17 protein-coding genes are annotated in these 17,906 nt (G+C 69.4%); 8 read left to right on the top strand and 9 right to left on the bottom strand.

The genetic code is table 11. The features are described 5' to 3' along the window. The 4 genes from VN461_02020 to VN461_02005 form a co-directional block, all read left to right on the top strand. Positions 1 to 339, top strand: a 339-nt coding sequence (locus VN461_02020) for a tRNA (adenosine(37)-N6)-threonylcarbamoyltransferase complex transferase subunit TsaD (GenBank protein ID HXB53526.1), incomplete at its 5' end; no start/stop codon positions are given. Positions 340 to 414: 75 nt separating this feature from the next. Further along, positions 415 to 666, top strand: coding sequence for a hypothetical protein (locus tag VN461_02015; protein ID HXB53525.1), 252 nt, complete (start codon positions 415 to 417; stop codon positions 664 to 666). Between the two features lies 1 nt (position 667). Beyond that, positions 668 to 2,035 carry a DUF4147 domain-containing protein gene (locus VN461_02010; GenBank protein HXB53524.1) on the top strand — a complete coding sequence of 456 codons (1,368 nt, stop codon included), beginning with the start codon at positions 668 to 670 and terminating at the stop codon, positions 2,033 to 2,035. A 198-nt stretch (positions 2,036 to 2,233) separates the two neighbouring features. After that, positions 2,234 to 3,121: a nucleotide exchange factor GrpE gene (locus VN461_02005; protein ID HXB53523.1), complete on the top strand. Its 888-nt coding sequence runs from the start codon at positions 2,234 to 2,236 to the stop codon at positions 3,119 to 3,121. A 29-nt stretch (positions 3,122 to 3,150) separates the two neighbouring features. Here VN461_02005 and VN461_02000 read toward each other — a convergent pair whose 3' ends face one another. Genes VN461_02000 through VN461_01970 form a run of 7 tightly spaced genes read right to left on the bottom strand, consistent with a single transcriptional unit; the run spans position 3,151 to position 11,351 of the window. Beyond that, the gene (locus tag VN461_02000; GenBank protein ID HXB53522.1) at positions 3,151 to 3,945 is read right to left on the bottom strand and encodes a methyltransferase domain-containing protein; all 795 of its coding nucleotides are present in this window, start codon (positions 3,943 to 3,945) and stop codon (positions 3,151 to 3,153) included. Positions 3,946 to 3,988: 43 nt separating this feature from the next. Then, positions 3,989 to 4,900: a UbiA family prenyltransferase gene (locus VN461_01995; GenBank protein ID HXB53521.1), complete on the bottom strand. Its 912-nt coding sequence runs from the start codon at positions 4,898 to 4,900 to the stop codon at positions 3,989 to 3,991. 11 nt (positions 4,901 to 4,911) lie between these two features. Continuing rightward, complete coding sequence (locus VN461_01990; protein ID HXB53520.1) at positions 4,912 to 6,279, bottom strand: DUF92 domain-containing protein; 1,368 nt, start codon at positions 6,277 to 6,279, stop codon at positions 4,912 to 4,914. A gap of 2 nt (positions 6,280 to 6,281) precedes the next feature. Continuing rightward, positions 6,282 to 7,268 (bottom strand): SDR family oxidoreductase, encoded by a 987-nt coding sequence (locus VN461_01985; GenBank protein ID HXB53519.1) that lies wholly within the window; start codon positions 7,266 to 7,268, stop codon positions 6,282 to 6,284. Continuing rightward, positions 7,265 to 8,245 (bottom strand): GDP-mannose 4,6-dehydratase, encoded by a 981-nt coding sequence (locus tag VN461_01980; GenBank protein HXB53518.1) that lies wholly within the window; start codon positions 8,243 to 8,245, stop codon positions 7,265 to 7,267. Before VN461_01980 ends, VN461_01985 begins: the two co-directional genes overlap by 4 nt. After that, on the bottom strand, positions 8,242 to 10,530 hold the full coding sequence (gene lptD / locus VN461_01975) for an LPS assembly protein LptD (protein HXB53517.1): 2,289 nt from the start codon (positions 10,528 to 10,530) through the stop codon (positions 8,242 to 8,244). Before lptD ends, VN461_01980 begins: the two co-directional genes overlap by 4 nt. A 44-nt stretch (positions 10,531 to 10,574) precedes the next feature. After that, entirely contained in the window at positions 10,575 to 11,351 is a 777-nt protein-coding gene (locus tag VN461_01970) for an enoyl-ACP reductase (protein HXB53516.1), read from the bottom strand. An 83-nt stretch (positions 11,352 to 11,434) separates the two neighbouring features. Between VN461_01970 and VN461_01965 the strand changes: the two genes are divergently transcribed. Continuing rightward, positions 11,435 to 12,415: a threonine/serine dehydratase gene (locus VN461_01965; protein HXB53515.1), complete on the top strand. Its 981-nt coding sequence runs from the start codon at positions 11,435 to 11,437 to the stop codon at positions 12,413 to 12,415. A gap of 17 nt (positions 12,416 to 12,432) precedes the next feature. Here VN461_01965 and VN461_01960 read toward each other — a convergent pair whose 3' ends face one another. Together VN461_01960 and VN461_01955 are read right to left on the bottom strand one after the other, a co-directional pair. Continuing rightward, entirely contained in the window at positions 12,433 to 13,638 is a 1,206-nt protein-coding gene (locus VN461_01960; protein ID HXB53514.1) for a 4-hydroxy-3-methylbut-2-enyl diphosphate reductase, read from the bottom strand. Between the two features lie 40 nt (positions 13,639 to 13,678). Further along, a complete protein-coding gene (locus VN461_01955) occupies positions 13,679 to 14,578 on the bottom strand; it encodes an NAD(P)H-binding protein (GenBank protein HXB53513.1) in 900 nt (299 codons plus the stop codon). A gap of 100 nt (positions 14,579 to 14,678) precedes the next feature. Between VN461_01955 and VN461_01950 the strand changes: the two genes are divergently transcribed. From VN461_01950 to VN461_01940, 3 genes are all read left to right on the top strand, one after another. Then, positions 14,679 to 15,368 (top strand): response regulator transcription factor, encoded by a 690-nt coding sequence (locus VN461_01950; GenBank protein ID HXB53512.1) that lies wholly within the window; start codon positions 14,679 to 14,681, stop codon positions 15,366 to 15,368. Then, a complete protein-coding gene (locus tag VN461_01945) occupies positions 15,365 to 17,149 on the top strand; it encodes an ATP-binding protein (protein ID HXB53511.1) in 1,785 nt (594 codons plus the stop codon). The genes VN461_01950 and VN461_01945 overlap by 4 nt, the downstream gene beginning before the upstream one ends. Positions 17,150 to 17,253: 104 nt before the next feature. Further along, entirely contained in the window at positions 17,254 to 17,904 is a 651-nt protein-coding gene (locus tag VN461_01940; protein ID HXB53510.1) for a DUF47 family protein, read from the top strand. The last annotated feature ends 2 nt before the right edge of the window (positions 17,905 to 17,906 follow it).

The raw sequence follows: 17,906 nt of genomic DNA, 5'->3' as shown, positions 1-17,906 counted from the left end.
CCCGTGGCCGATCCCGGGCGCGTGCCGGCCTCGATCCGCGACCTCGTGGCCTCCTTCCAGCGCGCGGTGGTTACCGCCCTCCTCAAGGGCCTGGAGCGGGCGGTGGAAGCCCACCGGCCGCGCAGCCTCCTTCTCACGGGGGGTGTGGCCGCCAACACCCTCCTGCGTCGGGAGGCGGCCCGGACCGCGGAAGAGCTCGGGCTGCCCTTCTTCGTCCCCCCTCCCGACCTCTCCACCGACAACGCGGCCATGATCGGGGCGGCGGGGGCGGTCAACTTCCGCCAGGGGCGGCGGGGGGGCTGGGACCTGAACGCCGAGGCCCACCTCGCCCTCTCCTAGGTCGCGCCCGCCTTGACATCCTTTCACGAGCTGGTCTATCGTCAAAAGAACGACAGCGGAGGGACGGGAGGCCTTTTGGACCCTGACAAGCGACAGGCCTTGTCGAATTTCTACCGCGAAGAATTCCAGAGGCACCTGGAGCACCTGCAGTCGTCGGGGATCCTCAGCGAATGCAACCCCGCGGTCAACCGCACCTGCCGGAAGCTGCTGAGCGACCTCGACCTGATCTGTGAGCGTGAGCGGTTCTCCGCCGTCGCCGAAAACCTCCTCCGAAACTTCGAAGCCCTGACCCGCCTGAGCGAGCTGGACCCGCGCCGGGGTCACTGAACTGCCTAGCCGGCTCCCCTGGGACCACGCGCGGCTGCGGCGCGCGGCCGCGGACATCCTGGCCGCGGGTCTCCGCGCCGCCGACCCCGACCGCCTCGTGCGCGCCCATCTCCGCCGGCAGGGGGGGTTCCTCCTGGCGGCCGGCCAGCGCTACCGCCTCGGCCGGGGGAGGGTCGTCCTCATCGCCGCCGGAAAGGCGGCCGCGACCATGTCCCGGGCGGCGGAGACGGTTCTCGGCGACCACCTCGCCGAGGGCCTGGCCGTGGACACCGCTCCTCCTGCGCGACCCCTCGCCCGTACTCGACTCATCGTGGCTGGGCATCCCGTCCCCGACGAGCGGGGGGAGGAGGCGGCGCGGGCGGTGGAGGCCCTCGCCCACGACCTCGGAGAGGGCGACCTGCTTCTCCTCCTTCTCTCGGGGGGCGCCTCCGCGCTGCTCCCCGCCCCGTGCGCGGGGGTCTCGCTCGCCGATAAGGCCAAAACCACCGCCCTCCTCCTCCGGACGGGGGCCACGATCCAGGAGCTGAACGCGGTCCGCAAACACCTTTCCCGCCTGAAGGGGGGCGGCCTGGCCGGCGCGGCCGCTCCGGCACGGGTGGTCGCGCTCGTGCTGTCCGACGTGGTGGGCGACGATCTGTCCACCATCGGCTCCGGTCCGGTGGCCCCCGATCCCACCACCTACGCCGACGCCCTCGCCGTGCTGTCGGAGCGGGGGCTGCTCACCGACGTTCCCCCTCCGGTGCGGGCCCGCCTGGAGGCCGGTCTGCGGGGGGAGGCGCCCGAGACGCCCAAGCCGGGAGACGCCCTCTTCCGGCGGGTTTCGACCCTTATCGTGGGGAGCAACCGCCTTACGGTCGAGGCTGCAGCCCGAGAGGCGCGGCGCCAGGAACTCCATTCCCTCGTTCTCACCACGCGTCTGGAGGGGGAAGCCCGGGAGGTGGCGCGCGTCCTGGTCGCGATCCTGCGGGAATGCGTCGAGGCGGGCCGGCCCGCCCGTCCGCCCGTCTGCCTGCTGGCCGGCGGCGAGACCACGGTGACCGTCCGCGGGAACGGCCACGGCGGCCGCAATCAGGAGCTGGCGGTGGCCGCGGTCGACCCGTTGGCCGGTTTTCCCGTTCCCTCCGTCCTGGCCAGCATGGCCACGGACGGCATCGACGGGGCCAGCGATGCCGCCGGAGGGGTGGTGGACCGGGAGACCCAAAAAAAAGCCCGGGCCCTGGGCCTGGCCCCGCCCGCCCACTTCCTGGCCGAGAACGACTCGCGAAACTTCCTGGGCCCGCTAGGGGGCCTGATTCGCACCGGCCCTACCGGTACCAACGTGGTAGACCTCACCGTCCTCCTGGCCGGAGGCCGAGGCCGTCCAGGGTGAACGGCGGGTCCTTCCGTGTGCTCGCTCAATGATCCGTGACACCTAAGAAAACGTGTCCGGATGCAGGCCACCCCGGCTGGCCAAGAAGGCCAGCCGGGGTGTCACGAGTCATGTGAACGAGTACAGGCGGTGGCCAGCGGCACCGACGAACGCTATAATCGCAGTGAGAAACTCGGAAAAGCTTCGCCTGGAGGCCCCGTGACCGACGACGATCCCGCCGACGGGCCCGCGGAGGGGCAGGAGGGAGAGCGAGCCGTACTGGGCTCCCCCGCCGTTGAGCCGTCCGTCGGGGTGTCGGGAGGCAAGGCCGGGCACCTGGCCCCCGCCGAGGAATTGTCCGCCGATCCGGAGGCGGTCCAGGCTTACTTTCGCCGGGCCAAGCTGGCCGAAGACCGTCTGGCCGAGGTCCTGGCCGCCTACCGCCAGGTCAAGACCGACAATGAGGGGTACCGGGACCGGATCACCCGAAACCTCGAGCGGCGCTTCGACCAGCGGCGCGAGCGCCTGCTGCTGAAGTTCATCAACATCCTCGACAACATGGACCGCGCGCTAGCGGCCGCAGAGCAGACCTACGCCGGGAACCCCCTCATCGAGGGGCTCATCCTGGTCCGGACCGAGCTTCTGCAGACGCTGCAGGACGAGGGCCTGGAGCGCATCCCCGTGATCGGCCTCCCCTACGACCCCAACTACAGCGAGGCGGTCGAGACCCGCAAGGTGACCGAGCCCGAGCACCATCACCTGGTGGTGAAGGAGCTCTTGCGCGGCTACCGCCTGAACGGCAAGGTCGCCCGGGTCTCGCGGGTGATAGTGGGGGAATATGGAGGCGCGGCGACCGAGGCGGAAACACCCGCGGGCGCCCTCATCGGGGAGGCGGAGATCGCGGCCCCCGAGGCCACCCCCCTGCAGGCGCCGGAGCTGGACTCCGAGCGCTCTTTGGAAGAGATCATCGAGCGCACGGAGCGAGAGGCGCAGGCTCGTGCGGGCCTCCCCGCCGAGCCGGCGGCGGAGACCACACCTCTCGACGAGGAGATGCTCCGGAGCCTCTTTGCCGCCCCCCCACCCGCGAAGCCCGAGAAGAAGCGCTAGCGACCCGTTCCTCGCCCCTGGGGAAGGGTTTACGACGAAGCCACGGTCGGTCGCCGACCGCGCGCGGTCGTGAGCGCAGGCATTCCGAGCCACGTAGCGGGATCGTGCGTGACCCGCGTGAACTCGGCATGCTCCTCCGGCGTGACTCGCCCCCCGGCAAGGAGCGCCGGCGCCACCTGGGCGCCGAAGAGATCCCAGGCGGGCAGGCCGTTCGCGACATCCCCTCGCTTCCGCGGCCGAATGGTGATTGCCTCAACGGCCTCGAGCCCCGCGTCGGAGAGCAGCGCGGGCAAGCGAAGGCCGAGGCGCTGATCGAAGCCACGGCGGGCCAGCTCGTCGAACAGCGCTCTGGCCACAACCGAAAAGCCCGCGGCCGGAGGGATCGACTCGTCGCAACCGGCGGTATCGAGATCCTCCACGACGAGCCAGCTGCCAGGCCTCAGCACTCCGACCCATCGCTTGAGCACGGGCAGGGGATCACCGAGGTGTCCGAGGAGCAGCCGGGCGTGGACGAGATCGAAGGGACCGGAGGGCAGCGGCTCGCGCAGCAAGTCCATCTCCCGCACCTCGACGCGGTCGGCGAGGTCTCTGAGGAACCGGGTGTCGCGGTCGACGGCCACGACGCGGCCGCTAGACCCAACTCGGTCCGCCATTGCTTCGGCAACGCTGCCGGCACCTGCGCCGAGTTCCAGCACGTGCGCGCCTTCGCGCAGCCCGGAGCGCCCGCAGAACTCCAGGGTGGTCGGGTCGAAGAGCACGGATAGGGATCGGAGCCGATCCCGTTCGCCGTACCAGCTTTGGTCCAGTCCATACGTTATGGACACCAGCGGCCCCCCTGTCTCGCGCCCTCCCCTGCAGCGAGGGCGGCTAGAAAATATAAGCCAAGGCGAACCCCAGCTGGGCCACCATCATCATTAGATACATGTGCGTCCAGGACGGGTGGTTCTCGGTGAAGGCGAGCTCCTCCGGCTTGCGCACCAGCAAGTAGCTCGTGTAGATCCCGTAGCCGACGAGGGCGGGGCCCAGGATCAGGAGGAGCGACGGGTCCCCGGTGAGGATCCCCCGCCACACCCCGATGGGAATGAGCAGGAAGGGAAAGACGAAGAACGGCGTGATCATCCAGGCCGCCTTCTTCACCCCGTAGAGGATGGGGAGGGTCTGGCAGCCGTCCGCCCGGTCCCCTTCGATGTCCGCAAAGTCTTTGGTGGAGGAAGCGCCCAGGACGAAGAGGCCGAAGATGGCCCCGATGTACCACGGCTCCACGCCTAGGATGGTCTTCACCGTGGACCAGCCCGCCACTTTGAGGAGCAACCCCCGCGGAATCGCAATGGTGACGTTGGCCCAGACCCCGTGGCGCTTGGTCCTCAGGGGGGGAGCGGAATAAGCCCAGACCAGGACGCTCGTGAAGAGAACGATGTAGAAGCACTCGTGGCGCCCTTGCGGAGCGGCGAGCCAGGCCAGCACCCAGGCCACCGCGAAGGAGGCGAGGGTCAGGCCCCAGGCTTCGCTCGTGGTGAGGGTGCCGCTGGGCAGCGGCCGCTTCGGCTTGTTCACCCGGTCGATGTTGAGGTCGTAGATCTGGTTGATGGCGTTGCTGGCCGTGTTGAGGACCGCGGCCATGAGGGTGCCGTAGAGGACGGGCTGTATCAGGGAGAGGGTGAGAGGGGGCCGAGTCCCGCCCGCGCCCCAGGCCGTCACCGCCCCGCTCAGGACACCCAGGGCCGGGGGCAGGAGGGTGAAGGGGCGGGCGAGGTCGAGGTAGGCCTTGACCTTGCTCATCGAGGCCCCGCTTAGAGCTTTGCCCAGGACGCGGCGGCCACGAAGAGAACGGCCAGGCCCGCTCCGATCGCGGTGTTGACGGCGTTCAGGAGATCGTTCCCCATCCAGCCCCGGCGCACGCCCGCGGAGCCGATCAGGCTCTCGGCGAGGTTCCCAAGCGCGCCTGCCAGGCACACGAGACCAGCGGAGGCCCAGCCGTAGAGGCCCAGGGCCACCCCCACCCCGGCCACGATCATGGCCCCCCCCAACCCACCCAGCGTCCCCTCCATGCTCACCGCCCCCTCCGTGCCGGGGGGCACCGGGCGAAGGGTCGTCATAAGGAACGTGCGCCGGCCGTAGGCCTTGCCCACCTCGGATGAGCAGGTGTCGGCGGCGGCGGTGGCCACGGCGGCGGCGTAGGCCAGGATGAGCAGGTCGCGCAGACCCCCCGGGGCGAGCCCGGCCATGAGGGCCAGAAACGCGGGGACCCCCCCGTTGGCCCAGGCGTGCCGCCAGCCCCGCACCCCGCCCCGCTCCTGCGCGATCCCCCGCCCCGCCTTGCGCGCGTAGCCCAGGCGGGTGGCCGCGCTCCCCAGGAGGAAGAAGACCACCAACAAGGCCAAGAAGGGCAGGCCCAGCGCGGTGGTGATGGTGGTTCCGATCACGAGCCCCGACACGGCCCCAGGGATGTCGATGGCGCGCGCCCAGAAGGAGACGAGGGCCAAGGCTCCGTTCAGGCCAAGGCCGAGGAGGGCACGGGGCAGCAGGTCGGGGTCGCCCAGAAGCAGGGAGGGGTCCGCGGTGGCGAAGAGGGGAAGGGCGAGAGCCGCGGCCAGGGGCACGGTCAGGTTGTCGTCGAGGGTCGTGGGCACGGACTCCACGAGAGCGCACAAAAGGGCGGCGGCGAGGCTCACCCCAAGCGTCCGCCCCGCGTGCCAGGCGTGGAGGTCCAGGGGAAGGCGGGCCGTCCAAGCCAGGAGCACGGCCGCGGCCAGGGTGCCGAAGACTACGAAGGCGAAGGAGCCCGCCCATCCCTTCGCGGGGTTCCAAGGCAGGCGCGGTCCGCCCAGGGCCTGGCCGACCAGAGAGGCCATGCCGTCGCCCAAGGCCAGGATGCCCCAGGCGGCGGCGGCGAGGGGGAGGGAATGCCAGAACCAGAGGATGAGACCCAGAACCGCGAGCGGATAAAGAAGGATGCCCCCCGGGTAACCGCGTTCGCGGTCCGCATCCCGCCAGAGGCTCTTCCCGCCGATGCGGGGCAGCACCTGCCAGTTGAAGAGGAAGGCTGCCACCGCCATCAGGGCCGCTTCCCCGGGGGTCATGTCCCGAAGGAGGAAGGCGAACCCCACGCACCCGATGTGGATCACCTTGCGGCCGAGCTCGCTCCGGGGAACGGCCACGCTCAGGCGATCCCTTGGGTCCGCAGCCAGTCCACCGTCCGCCGCAGGCCCTCGCGGAGGGGCGTGAGCCGGTAGCCCAGCTCGCGCTCCGCCTTTGTGCTCGAGTAGGCCCAGTGCTCGCGGAACACGTTCACGACCTCGTGGGTCAGAAGCGGGGGGTGGCCGGTCACCTCCGCCCAGAGCACGAGCCCGCGGCCGAGCAGGGAGGCCACGCCGTAGGGGATGTGGCGGCGGGGGGGGGGCACGCCGGCCACCTCCTGGAGGAGTGCAAAAAAGCCGTTCATGGAGACGTTGTCCCCCCCGAGGAAGTAGCGCTCGCCCCGACCAGCGTGCTCCAGGGCGAGGGCGTGCCCCTCCGCCACATCCTCCACGAAGGCATAGGACCAGAGGCGGTCTCCGGGACCGATGAGCCCGGGAAACCGTCCCCGGAGGTGATCGGCCACCATCTTCGCCACCAGATTCCCATCCGTCATCTCTCCCGGGCCGTAGACCACCCCCGGGTAGAGCATGACCACGTCCTCCCCCCCCGCCGCCGCCTCCCGCGCCACGCCGTCGGCCTGGGCCTTCGTCCGTTCGTAGGCGTTCCGGAAGACCCCACCCGGATGCACCCGGGTCTCGTCCGCGGGAAGGGGCCCCGCCGGGCCCACGGCGATGAAGGAGGAGGTGTAGACGAGGCGCGCCCCGGCTTCCCGGGCCGCGCCCAGGGCGTTTTTGAGGCCACCCACGTTCACGGCCTCGAAACGCGCGGGGTCCGGCACCCAGCTCTTGACGAGGGCGGCCAGATGCACGACCGCCTCGCACCCCGCGGCCGCACGCCGGAGCGAGTCCCCCTGCGTCACATCTCCCCGCACGGTCTCCGCCCCGGGGGGTAGGCCGTCGAGGTTGCTGCCCTCGCGGACCAGGACGCGAAGCGTATGACCATGGGCGGCCAGGCGCCGGGCCACGTTCTTGCCCAGGAAGCCGGTGCCCCCGGTGAGGAGGATCTTCACCGCCCGCCCAAGGGAGCCCGGGCTTCCGACCCCAAGCGCTCCCGCCAGTCCTGGAGGAGGTCGCGCAGGGTCTGCTCCAGCGGCACGCGCGGCTCCCAGCCCGTGGCCTCGCGAAGCCGGCGCGGATCCCCCACCTGGGCGGGCACGTCCGCGGGGCGCAGGCGCTCGACATCCACCGCCACCTCCACCTTAGTCCCCGCAGCCGCGACCAGGGCGTCCACCAGCTCCCGGATGCGTCGGCCCCTTCCGCTGCAGACGTTGTAGACCCCGCCCGCCTCCCCCCGCTCAAGCAGGGCCCAATAGGCGCGCACCACGTCCCGGACGTCCGTGTAGTCCCGCACCGCCTCCAGGTTCCCGGTGTGAAGCACGGGGGGGCGGCGCCCCGTTTCGATCTCCACAATCTGCCGCGCGAAGGAGCTCTCGGCGAAGGTCTCCCCCCGCCCGGGGCCGGTGTGGGGGAAGGTCCGGGTACGCACGATCCTCATCCCGCCCGCGGGGCCGTACTGCAGGGCGAGGAAGCCCTGGGCCACCTTGCTCACCGCGTAGGGGGAGCGCGGCCTCAGGGGCGCCTCCTCGTTGACGGGAAGCTCGCTGTCCGCCACCATCCCGTACTCCTCCGCGCTCCCTACCACCAGTACCGCCGGCCGCAGGCCGCGCCCCCGCACCGCGTCCAGCAGGTGAACGAGGCCGAGCACGTTCGTGCGCAGCGTCCCTCCGGGGTCCAGCCAAGACTGGTGCACGCTCGACTGCCCGGCCAGGTGGACGATGCGGTCGGGGTGCACGGTGTCCAGGGCCGCCTCCACGGAGGAGGGGTCGTTGAGGTCGGCCTCCACGATGTGGAGGCCGGCCAGGGCGGGGGGGGCGCTCCCGTGGGGACGCACGAGCCCGAAGACCTCGACCCCCGGCTGCTCCTCCCGGAGGAAGCGCACGAGGTGCCCGCCGACGAAGCCGGCCACCCCGGTGACGAGGAGCTTCAACGGTATCCCGCCAGACCCGCCCGCCGCGCCGCCACGTCGTCGCCGTTGAAATTTCCGATGGAGCCCACGTTGGCGAGCTCGATCTGGAAGCGGAACTGGCTGTCGACGCGCGAGTTGTAGTTGTACTTGAGGTACTCGGCCACGAAACCGCAGCACTGGACCTCGTACCGCACGCGGCCCAAGAGCTGCACCCAGACGTTCTGGACCAGGTCGTAGTTGGCGGAGGCGTCCACCCCGATGCGGGCCACCGGCTCGAGGTGGATCCCGCCGCGCAGCCAGTCTGCGGCCACCACCCGGTCCGCGGGGTTATCCGACAACCGCACCGAGCGGGACCAGCCGGCCTGGAGGTTCCCCCACGCACCGCCGACGGAGCTCGTGAGCCCGATGGTCCGAAGCTGCTTGAAGTTCACGTCGTATTCCAGGTTGAAGTCTCCGGAGAGGTTGGGGTTCGGACGGATGCGCATGCGGGAGAGCAAGGGGGAGAGGTGCTCGGGCTGGAAGCCCGGCCCGAAGGCGGAGGAGGAGTAGTTGGGGTCGAAGTTGTTCTGCCCCTCCGCGATCTGTACATAGTAGGTTTGGGCGAGCCGCCAGGAGAAGAACTCGTTGGACACGAGCTTGCCCGTGGGGCCCGGGCGCTTGGTCAGGATGCGTTGAACCAGCGCGTAGGTGATCTGGTCAGTGCCGAGGAGATAGTCGGCGCCGTCGAACTTTGGAATCGAGTTGAAGTCGGTGACGGGGGTCCGGTAGGTCCAGGTGATCTCCGGTCCGATCACGTGTTTGAAACGCCCGGGGTCGGAGACATCGCCGAAGACCCGCGAGAAGGTGGGCCCCCGCAGGTCCACCGTGCCCTCGAATAGGGGCCGGTCGCGGGCGGGGCCGGTGATGGCGGTGGGGCCGGTTCCGGTGCTATCGGAGGAGGCGAGGGTGGCGGAATAGCGGGTGAAGCGGAAGCGGGCGGTGGGCGTGACCTGGAGGAAGCTCAGGGAAAGAGGGCGGGAGACCTCGGGGGCGAGGTCGAAACGGAAGTAGCTGTCCACCGTCTGGTCGTTGCCGTAGCCCAGCCCGTCCGCACGGGCCTCGTACCCGAAGATGAAGCCGCCGCCGATCTGCTGGGGGAGGCGGCGCAGGCTGATCCCGGGCAGGTGGCGGTTCACGACCGCGGTGTCGCCGAAGAAGGTGTCGGTGGTGTCCGCGGAGACCAGGAACACCGTGGAGCCGAAGTTCCGCTGCAGGGTGAGGGCGCGGTGCGTGCTGCGGGAGGTGGCCAGGTTGAAGTTGTCCTGAGATTGCTCCTGGAACGCCTGGCTGCTGTAGACCTGGAGAGAAAGGGTGGCCTGGAACTTCCCGGGGAGCATTTGCAGGGCGTTCCAGTCGAGGTTGTAGTCCCACTGCGTGCTTCCCTGGGGAAGGAAGAAGTAGGAATGGAGGGTGCCCCGGGAGGGGGCGTCCTCCAGGTAGCGGAACTCATGGCCGAAGCCCTTCCCGTAGCTCGAGTAGTTGTCGAAAGAGAAGGTCTGGTCGGCGCTGCGACCCATGGCCCAGAAGAAGCCGTCCCCCACGTTGAAGCCGCGAAAGGTGGAGTATCCGAAGTGGGGGAGGAGGAAGCCGGTCGATCGCTGGTCCTGGCGGATGGGATAGACGATGACGGGCAGGTAGAAGGCGGGGAAGGACTTCACCCTGAAGATCGCGTTGGTGGCCACGATCTTGTCGTTCACCTCGATGCGGGCGGAGGAGGCGGAGAACATCCAGCGCGGATTGGGCTGGGCGCAGGAGGTGAACTTTCCATCCTCCACCCGGTAGGTCTTGGCGTCCAGGCGAAAGATCTTCCGTCCCTCCACGAAGACTCCCGGCTCGACGAACCCGAGGGCGTTCTCGAACGTCCCCTCCCCCGAGTCCATATCCATCTCCAGGCGGTCCCCCGCGATGCGTTCTTCTCCCCGCATGAAGACCACGTTCCCCTCCGCGACCGCCCGCCGGCTCTTGGTGCCGTCGGCGTTCTCTGTCTCGTAGAGGTCGAGGCGATCGGCCTGGAGGCGCGCGTCGCTGGTGCGGAGGTCCACGAAGCCGCGGGCCTGGTAGTGCCCCTTGGAGACCTCCTCTTGGGTGTCCGCGCGCAGGCGGAACTCGCCGGGGGGGAGACCCTCGCCGGGCTCGGGCGGCGGCCGCTTGGGCTTGGCCTTCTTCGGGGCGGGCCCGATCTGCGGGTCGGTGGGCTCGGCCGCGACCGCGCAAACGACGGGAACCAGCGAGGCGACCAGGGCGGGGATGATGAAGAGGGATCGCACGGGTCCGAAGTCAGAGTACCACGGAGGCCGCGAAGGCCGGGACTTCAGAGCGCGGACATACCCATGACGTGGAAGCCGCCGTCCACGTGGATGACCTCGCCCGTGATGCCGCGCGAGAGGCGTGAGACCAGGAAGAGGGCCGCGTCCCCCACCTCCTCCTGCTCGGTGTTTCGGCGGAGGGGGGCGTGGGTGCGGTGATACTCGAGCATCTTGGAGATGCCATGGACGCCGGACGCGGCCAGGGTCTTGATGGGACCGGCGGAGAGGGCGTTGACCCGGATGCCGCGGGGGCCCAGGTCGGCAGCGAGGTAGCGGACGGACATCTCGAGGGCGGCCTTCGCCACCCCCATCACGTTGTAGTGGGGCACTACCCGTTCCCCCCCCAGGTAAGTGAGGGTCACGATGCTCCCCCGCCCCTCCGGCATGAGGGGCGCAGTGTGCCGGGCGAGCGCGGTCAAGGAGTAAGCCGAGATGTCCTGGGCCACCCGGTAACCCTCCCGGGAGGTGTTCAGGAACTCCCCGTCCAGCTCTTCGCGCAGGGCGTAGGCCACCGCGTGGACCACGAAGTCCAGGGAGCCGAACTCCTTCTTCACAGAGGCGGCCAGGGCCTGGAGGTCCTCGTCCCGGCTCACGTCGCAGGGGAGGATTAGGGGATCCTTCAGCTCCGCGGCCAGCTCGCGCACGTTCTCTTCCAGCCTCTCCCCCTGATAGGTGACGGCCAGCCGCGCCCCCTCGCGCGCGACGGCGCGGGCGATGCCCCAGGCGATGGAGCGCTTGTTGGCGATGCCGAGGACGAGGCCCCTCTCTCCTTCCAGCAGCATGGTCCCTCCGAAAGCAGCGACTATATCACCGGCGGCCGTGGACTCGGGACGGCGGCCCAGGCTAGCATGCGGGGTTGGAGACCATGACGAGCCCCTGGCCCATCAGCATCGACGACGTCAAGGAGGCGGCCGCCCGCCTACGACCCCACTTGACCCCCACCCCCCTGCGCTCCTACCCCTCGCTGGACCACGAGGCGGGCGCGGGCATCCGCGTCTTCGTGAAGCACGAGAACTTCAACCCCACGGGCGCGTTCAAGGTGCGCAACGCGCTGGCGGCCCTCACCGCGCTCCCGGAGGTTGAGCGACGGCGGGGAGTGGTCGCGGCGAGCCGGGGGAACCACGGCCTGGGCCTGGCCTGGGCGGGGGCCCGGCTGGGGATCCCCGTCACCGTGTGCGTCCCGCACGGCAACAACCCCGAAAAGAACGAGGCCCTGCGCGGCCTGGGCGCGAGCCTGGTGGAGGAGGGCGGGGACTACGACGAGGCGGTGGCGACGGCGGAGCGGCTCTCTGAACAGAACGGCCTCCACATCGTGCACGCCACAAACGACCCCGCCGCGATCGCGGGCGCGGCCACTGTCTCCCTGGAGATGCTGGAGGAGCAGCCCGACCTGGAGGCCCTGGTATTCGCGGTGGGGGGGGGCTCGCAGGCGGTAGGCGGGATGACGGTGGCCCGGGCCCTCCGCCCGCAGGTCCAAGTCTACGCCGTGCAAGCGGAGGGCGCCTCCGCCATCCACGACTCCTGGCACGCGGGCAAGCCTATGTCGACGCCAAAGGCGGAGACCTTTGCCGACGGCCTAGCCACCCGCACCACCTACCCCCTCACGTTCGCCGCCCTCCGCGCGGGCCTGAGCGGCTTCGTGGCCGTGAGCGAGGCCGCACTCGCGGAGGCGGTGCGCCTGATCCTGCGCAGCACCCACAGCCTGGTAGAGGGGGCGGGAGCGGCGGGGGTGGCCGGGCTCCTGAAACTACGCCCGAGCCTGGCCGGCAAGGCCGTGGGCCTCGTGCTCTCGGGAGCCAACATCGACCGGGAGACCCTGCGGCGCGTCCTGAACCGCGAGTTGTAAGGGGAAGGGGGGGCGGCTCAGGCCCGCTCCAGGTCCTCCACAGTGTGGCCCCGCAGGGACAGGATCCGCTCCACCACGTCGCCCACGACGTTGTTGGGGGTCGAGGCCCCCGCGGTCAGGCCCACCGTCACCGCCCCCGCAGGCAGCCAAGCGGAGCTGATCGCATCATGCTTCGAGCCCACCGGCCGATGGCGGATGCCGTCTCCCTGCACGCCCTCGGGCCCGCTGATGTGATAGGTGGGCAATCGCTCCGCGCAGATCTTGGCCAGGGCTTGGGTGTTGCTGCTGTTGTAGCCCCCGATCACGACCATGAGATCGAGGCCCCCCGTCCCCAGCATCCGAAGGACGGCGTCCTGGCGGTCCTGGGTGGCGGAGCAGATGGTGTCGAAGGCTCGGAAGCGGACCGCGAGCTCGGCCTCGCCGTAGCGGTCGCGCACGGCCAGGCGCAGCATCTCCTGTATATCCAGGCTCTCGCTCATAAGCATGGTGGTCTGGTTGGCGAGGCCGATGCGGGCGAGGTCGCGGTCGGGGTCGAAGCCCGGGCTGGCGGCGTGCCGGAACCGCGCGAGCATCTCTTCCCGCCCCTCCTCTCCCCGGATGAAGGCGCACACCGCCCCCGCCTCCTCCCGGTCCCGCACGCAGAGGTATTGCCCGCCCGGATGAGTGAGGGCCTGGGAAGCGGTGGCCTTGGTCTCCTCGTGGTAGTGCTTGCCGTGGATGACGGCCGTGAAGCCGTCCCGAGCATACTGGTGAACGTTCTTCCAGACGTTGAGCACGCTGCCACAGGTGGTGTCCACGAGCACGCAGCCCCGGGCCCGCAAGAGCTCCATCTCCGCCACCGTGACCCCGAAGGCAGGAAGCAGCACGACATCCTCCGCCCGGACCTCCTCGTAGCGGGTGGGGGCATCCTCCCTCTCGGGGAGGATGCGGATGCCCAGGCGCTCGATGCGGAGGTTCACGTCCGGGTTGTGGATGATCTCGCCGGAAAGGAAGATCCGTCGCTCCGGGAACTTCTCCCGCGTCTCGTAGGCGTACTCCACCGCGCGGTCCACGCCGTAGCAGAACCCGAACTCCCGGGCCAGTCGCAGCACGAGGTTGCCGGCCCGGGCCGCGTGGTCGAGCTGCTTGAGTCGATCCACGACGCGGCTGTGGTAGTTCTGGGCCAGGACTGGCCCCACCACCGCCTTCAGGTTGAAGCCCTTCTGGAAGTAGGTCTGACTCATCAGGCTCCAGCATAACCCAGGCCGGGACCTGACCGTGAGTCTAGCGGACGTACTCGCGCAGGCCATCCTCCAACCGGCGGAAGGCGAAGCCGAAGTACTCCATGGCGGGACGGGGGTCGAAGTCGACCTCCTGGAGGATGAAGTCGATGGCGGTGGGAGAGAGCATGGGTTCGGGAAGCAGGGCCATCGGCCGCACCAGGAGCTTCATGAGGGGGGCGGGATGATGGAGAAGCGGCCGGCGCCGGCCGAGGACTTTCTGCAGGGTGCGAATGATCTCGTCCATGCTGAGGCGCTCGGATCCTCCCAGCTCCAGGGCCTTGTCCTTGGCATCCTCCCGCCGGACCGCATCCGCCACGCAGCGGGCCACATCCGTCACGGAGACGGGGCGGACGGTCGTCTTGCCATCCCCGATCACGGGCACCACCGGCAGGTAACGGCAGAAAAACAAGAACCGGTTCATGCTGCGGTCGCCCCGCCCGTAAATCCAGGACGGACGGAGCAGGGCATACTCCATCCCTGTCTCCTTGATGGCCGTCTCCGCCATGTCTTTGGCCCGGAACCAGGGCTGGGGCCGGCCCTGCCCTGCCCCCGCTCCCGATAGGTAGACGAAGCGGCGCACGCCCAAGTTCTTGGCCACTGTGGCTGCCACCCGGGTTCCCTTCCCGTCCACCTCCAGGTAGGTACGTCCCCGGGCGGGGTCCTCCACCGGATGGTTGGGGAACTGGATGGCATGGACCACGACCTCGGCTCCCGTGAAGGCCCGGCCCAGCGAAATGGGGTCCCCGGCGAAGGCTTGCACCATCGTGACCCGGCCGCCCCAGCGATCGCGGCGCTCAGGGTCCCGGCTCGTGACCACGATCTCGTCGCCGGGCGTCTCCCGCAATCGGTCGACCACCTCCCCGCCGATGAAACCGGTACCCCCCGTGACCACAATGCGCATGGGTGCCTCCCTCAGCTGTTCCCGTGACTTATACGACGGACCGCTCCCGTTGCCAACCGCCACGGCGGCGTCACAGGAGCGGGAGTATCCTTGATCTCGGATGCGGCGGGTCCTGATCGTTGAAGACGATCCCGACATCGTGGAGTTGCTGGCCCACTACCTGAAGGGCGACGGCTGGGCGGTGGATTCTACGGACGACGGCAAGCGGGCCCTGGAGCGGATCCGGGCCGAGAGCTACCAGCTGCTCGTCCTCGACCTCCAGCTCCCGGGCTGGGACGGTCTCTCCCTCTGCGTCGAGGTCCGGCGTGACAAGCGCACACGGGGAATCCCGGTGCTCATGCTCACGGCCCGGGGGGACGAGGCGGACCGCATCGTGGGCCTGGAGATGGGGGCCGACGACTACGTGGTGAAGCCCTTCAGTCCGAAGGAAGTAGTGGCGCGGGTGCGGGCTCTATTCCGGCGCCTGGAGCGGATGGACGAAGCGGAGGCGCCCCTCACCCTCGGTGCCCTCGAGGTGGACCGCACGCGCCACACCGTGCGCTGGGAGGGGCGTCCCGTCCACCTCACGGCCAAGGAGTTCGCCCTCCTCGTCGCCCTCTTGGAGGCCCACGGCCGGGTCCTCTCTCGGCAAGCTTTGCTGGAGAACGTGTGGGGCTACTCCTACGTAGAGGGGACACGGACGGTGGATGTGCACGTGCGGCGCCTGCGCGAGAAGATCCCCGCTCTCGCCCCTTCAATCGTCACCGTCAAGTCGCTGGGCTACCGCCTGGCCACGGAGGCAGAGGGATGAAGACCCTCCGCGGGCGCATGGTGGTGACCGCGCTCGCGGCCTCCAGCGCCGCTCTGCTCGTCGTGCTCCTCTTGGCCGGGCCCGGCTTGAGGCAGCGGGCCTTGGACCAGGCCCGGGACAGCCTACTCGCGGAAGCCCGTCTCATGGCGCGGGTGGTGGAGGAGGGCCTGGCCCGCGGAGCCCCCCCCGAGGAGCTGGACCCCTTGGTGGACCAGGCGGCACGCGAGGTCCGGGCCAGGGTCACGATCGTGGCCCTGGACGGACGGGTTGTCGCGGACACCGCGGTTTCCGGTCCTGAGTTGCTCGCGCTCGAGAACCACAAGTACCGGCCGGAGGTACAGGCCGCCCTAGCCACGGGAGTGGGCCTATCCATGCGCCACAGCGCGACCGTGGACCGGGACCTGCTCTACGCCGCGGTGCCCGTCTACCATGAAGGAAAGGTGGTCGGCGTGTCGCGGGTGGCCCTGACCTTGGAAGCGGTCGACGACCAAGTGGGGGCCCTCCAGCGGGCGGTGGGGCTGGCCCTCCTCATGGCGTTTGGCATAACCGCCATTCTGTCCTTGGCCCTCTCTTCCTCCCTGGCCGGTCCCCTGCAGGAGGTCATGGACGCGGCCCGCCGGTTCGCGGCCGGCGATCTCTCGGCCCGCACTCGGGTGCGCCGTCACGACGAGCTAGGCGAGCTGGCCCAAATCCTCAATCGCTCTGCGGACCAACTCCAGGATCGCCTGTCTGAGATCGCCCGTGATCAGGCCCGACAGGACGCCATCCTTTCCGCGATGGAGGACGGGGTGCTGGTGGTGGACCATCGAGGCAACGTGATCCTGGCCAACAACGCGCTTCGTCGGGGGTTGGAGCTGCGCGAACCCGTTGGGCGGCACTATGTGGAGGTCGTGCGGCAGCGGGAGGTGGGCGAGATCCTGGAAGGAGTGCTGCGCACGGGTGCCCGCCGGGCGGTGGAGGTGGAGTTCCGCCACCCGCGACGCGTGTACGCCATGACCGGGGTCCCTTTCCCGGGAGCGGAAGGGACGCCCCACGGCGCCGTCCTCACCTTCCACGACGCCACCGAGCGCAGGCGTTTGGATCAGGTGCGCCGCGACTTCGTAGCCAACGCCTCTCACGAGCTGCGCACACCGTTAACCTCCATCCGCGGTTTCGTGGAGGCGCTGGAGGACGGGGCGGCCCTGGACCCGCCCACCTCCCAGCGCTTCTTGGGCAAGATCCGGACCCACGCCGACCGGATGGCCGCCCTCGTCGAGGACCTGCTCGAGCTCTCCCGGCTGGAGTCCGGGGAACGGCCCCCGCGCTGGGAGGAAGTGGCGCCCGCGGAAGTGGTGGAGGACGTGGTGGCCTCGTTCGCGAGCCTGGCCGGGCGCAAGGAACTCTCGCTCCGTCGCGTTGACCATTCCGCCCCCGTCATCATGACCGATGCCGATCGCCTCCGGCGCATCCTCGAGAACCTAGTGGAGAACGCGGTCAAGTACACACCCGAAGGGGGGGAAGTCGAGGTCACGAGCGCGCCCGGCCCCGACGGAAGCGCGGTTCTGGAGGTCCGCGATGACGGCCCCGGCATCGCGGCCGAGCATCTTCCCCGGATCTTCGAGCGCTTCTACCGGGTTGACAAAGCCCGCAGCCGCGAGCTGGGGGGGACCGGCCTCGGCCTAGCCATCGTGAAGCACCTCGCGGAAGGCATGGGAGCCACGGTGAGGGTGGAGAGCGCACCCGGCAAGGGCGCGCGTTTCACGGTCACCGTACCCTCCGGTGAGGAGCACACCGCGACCTGAGCCCGACCCCGCCCATCGACACTCCCCCGTGGTAGCATCCCGCCGCGTTTACCCGATCATCACCGTAGCTTCCAGAGTTCTCCGGGGCCAGGAGGGGTTGTGCCATGAAGGCTGACCAAGTGATCCGCTGGTTCATGCCCAAGGAGGAACGATTTCACGAACTCCTCGCCAAGGACACTCAGACCCTGCTGCGGGCGGCCCGTCTTTTCTCGGAGATCTCCAACGCAGCCAGTCTGGAGGAGCGCCGCGTCAAGACCGTCCAGCTCAAGGCTCTAGAGCACGAAGGCGACCAGACCACGCGCCAGATCTTTGAGGCCTTGAACTCCACGTTCATAACGCCCCTCGACCGCGAGGACATCCGCTCCCTGGCCAAAGATCTTGACGACATACTCGACTACTTGGAGAGCGTGGCCCAATACCTCGTGCTCTTCGAGCTGGAGGAGTCCCCGGAGGCCCTCCGCCAGTTCGCGGACATCATCGTAGGGATGACGGTCGAGATCGACCGGGCCACGACCATGGTCTGGGACCTAAACAACGAACGAAAAATCCATGAATCCATCGTGCGCATCTCGGAGCTTGAAAACCAGGGGGACGCCCTCTACGGAACAGTGATCGCGGACCTCTTTAAGACGGGCGGCCGGGACTCCATCAAGATCTTGAAATGGAAGGAGGTCTACGACGGGCTGGAGGAGGCCTGCGACGCCTGCAAGGACTACACACACGTCCTCGGCAACGTCGTCATTAAGAGCACCTGAAC

The sequence above is a fragment of the Vicinamibacteria bacterium genome (assembly GCA_035570235.1).
GTDB lineage: Bacteria > Acidobacteriota > Vicinamibacteria > Fen-336 > Fen-336 > DATMML01.
Note: the sequence above shows the minus strand (reverse complement) of the source record. Positions and strands in the feature narration are given on the sequence as shown.

Bases quoted from the DNA above. Each gene is read 5' to 3' on its own strand.
- VN461_01995 (HXB53521.1), bottom strand. From the start codon at position 4,900: ATGAGCAAGGTCAAGGCCTACCTCGACCTCGCCCGCCCCTTCACCCTC.
- VN461_01970 (HXB53516.1), bottom strand. From the start codon at position 11,351: ATGCTGCTGGAAGGAGAGAGGGGCCTCGTCCTCGGCATCGCCAACAAG.
- VN461_01965 (HXB53515.1), top strand. From the start codon at position 11,435: ATGACGAGCCCCTGGCCCATCAGCATCGACGACGTCAAGGAGGCGGCC.
- VN461_01960 (HXB53514.1), bottom strand. From the start codon at position 13,638: ATGAGTCAGACCTACTTCCAGAAGGGCTTCAACCTGAAGGCGGTGGTG.
- VN461_01955 (HXB53513.1), bottom strand. From the start codon at position 14,578: ATGCGCATTGTGGTCACGGGGGGTACCGGTTTCATCGGCGGGGAGGTG.
- VN461_01950 (HXB53512.1), top strand. From the start codon at position 14,679: ATGCGGCGGGTCCTGATCGTTGAAGACGATCCCGACATCGTGGAGTTG.
- VN461_01945 (HXB53511.1), top strand. From the start codon at position 15,365: ATGAAGACCCTCCGCGGGCGCATGGTGGTGACCGCGCTCGCGGCCTCC.
- VN461_01940 (HXB53510.1), top strand. From the start codon at position 17,254: ATGAAGGCTGACCAAGTGATCCGCTGGTTCATGCCCAAGGAGGAACGA.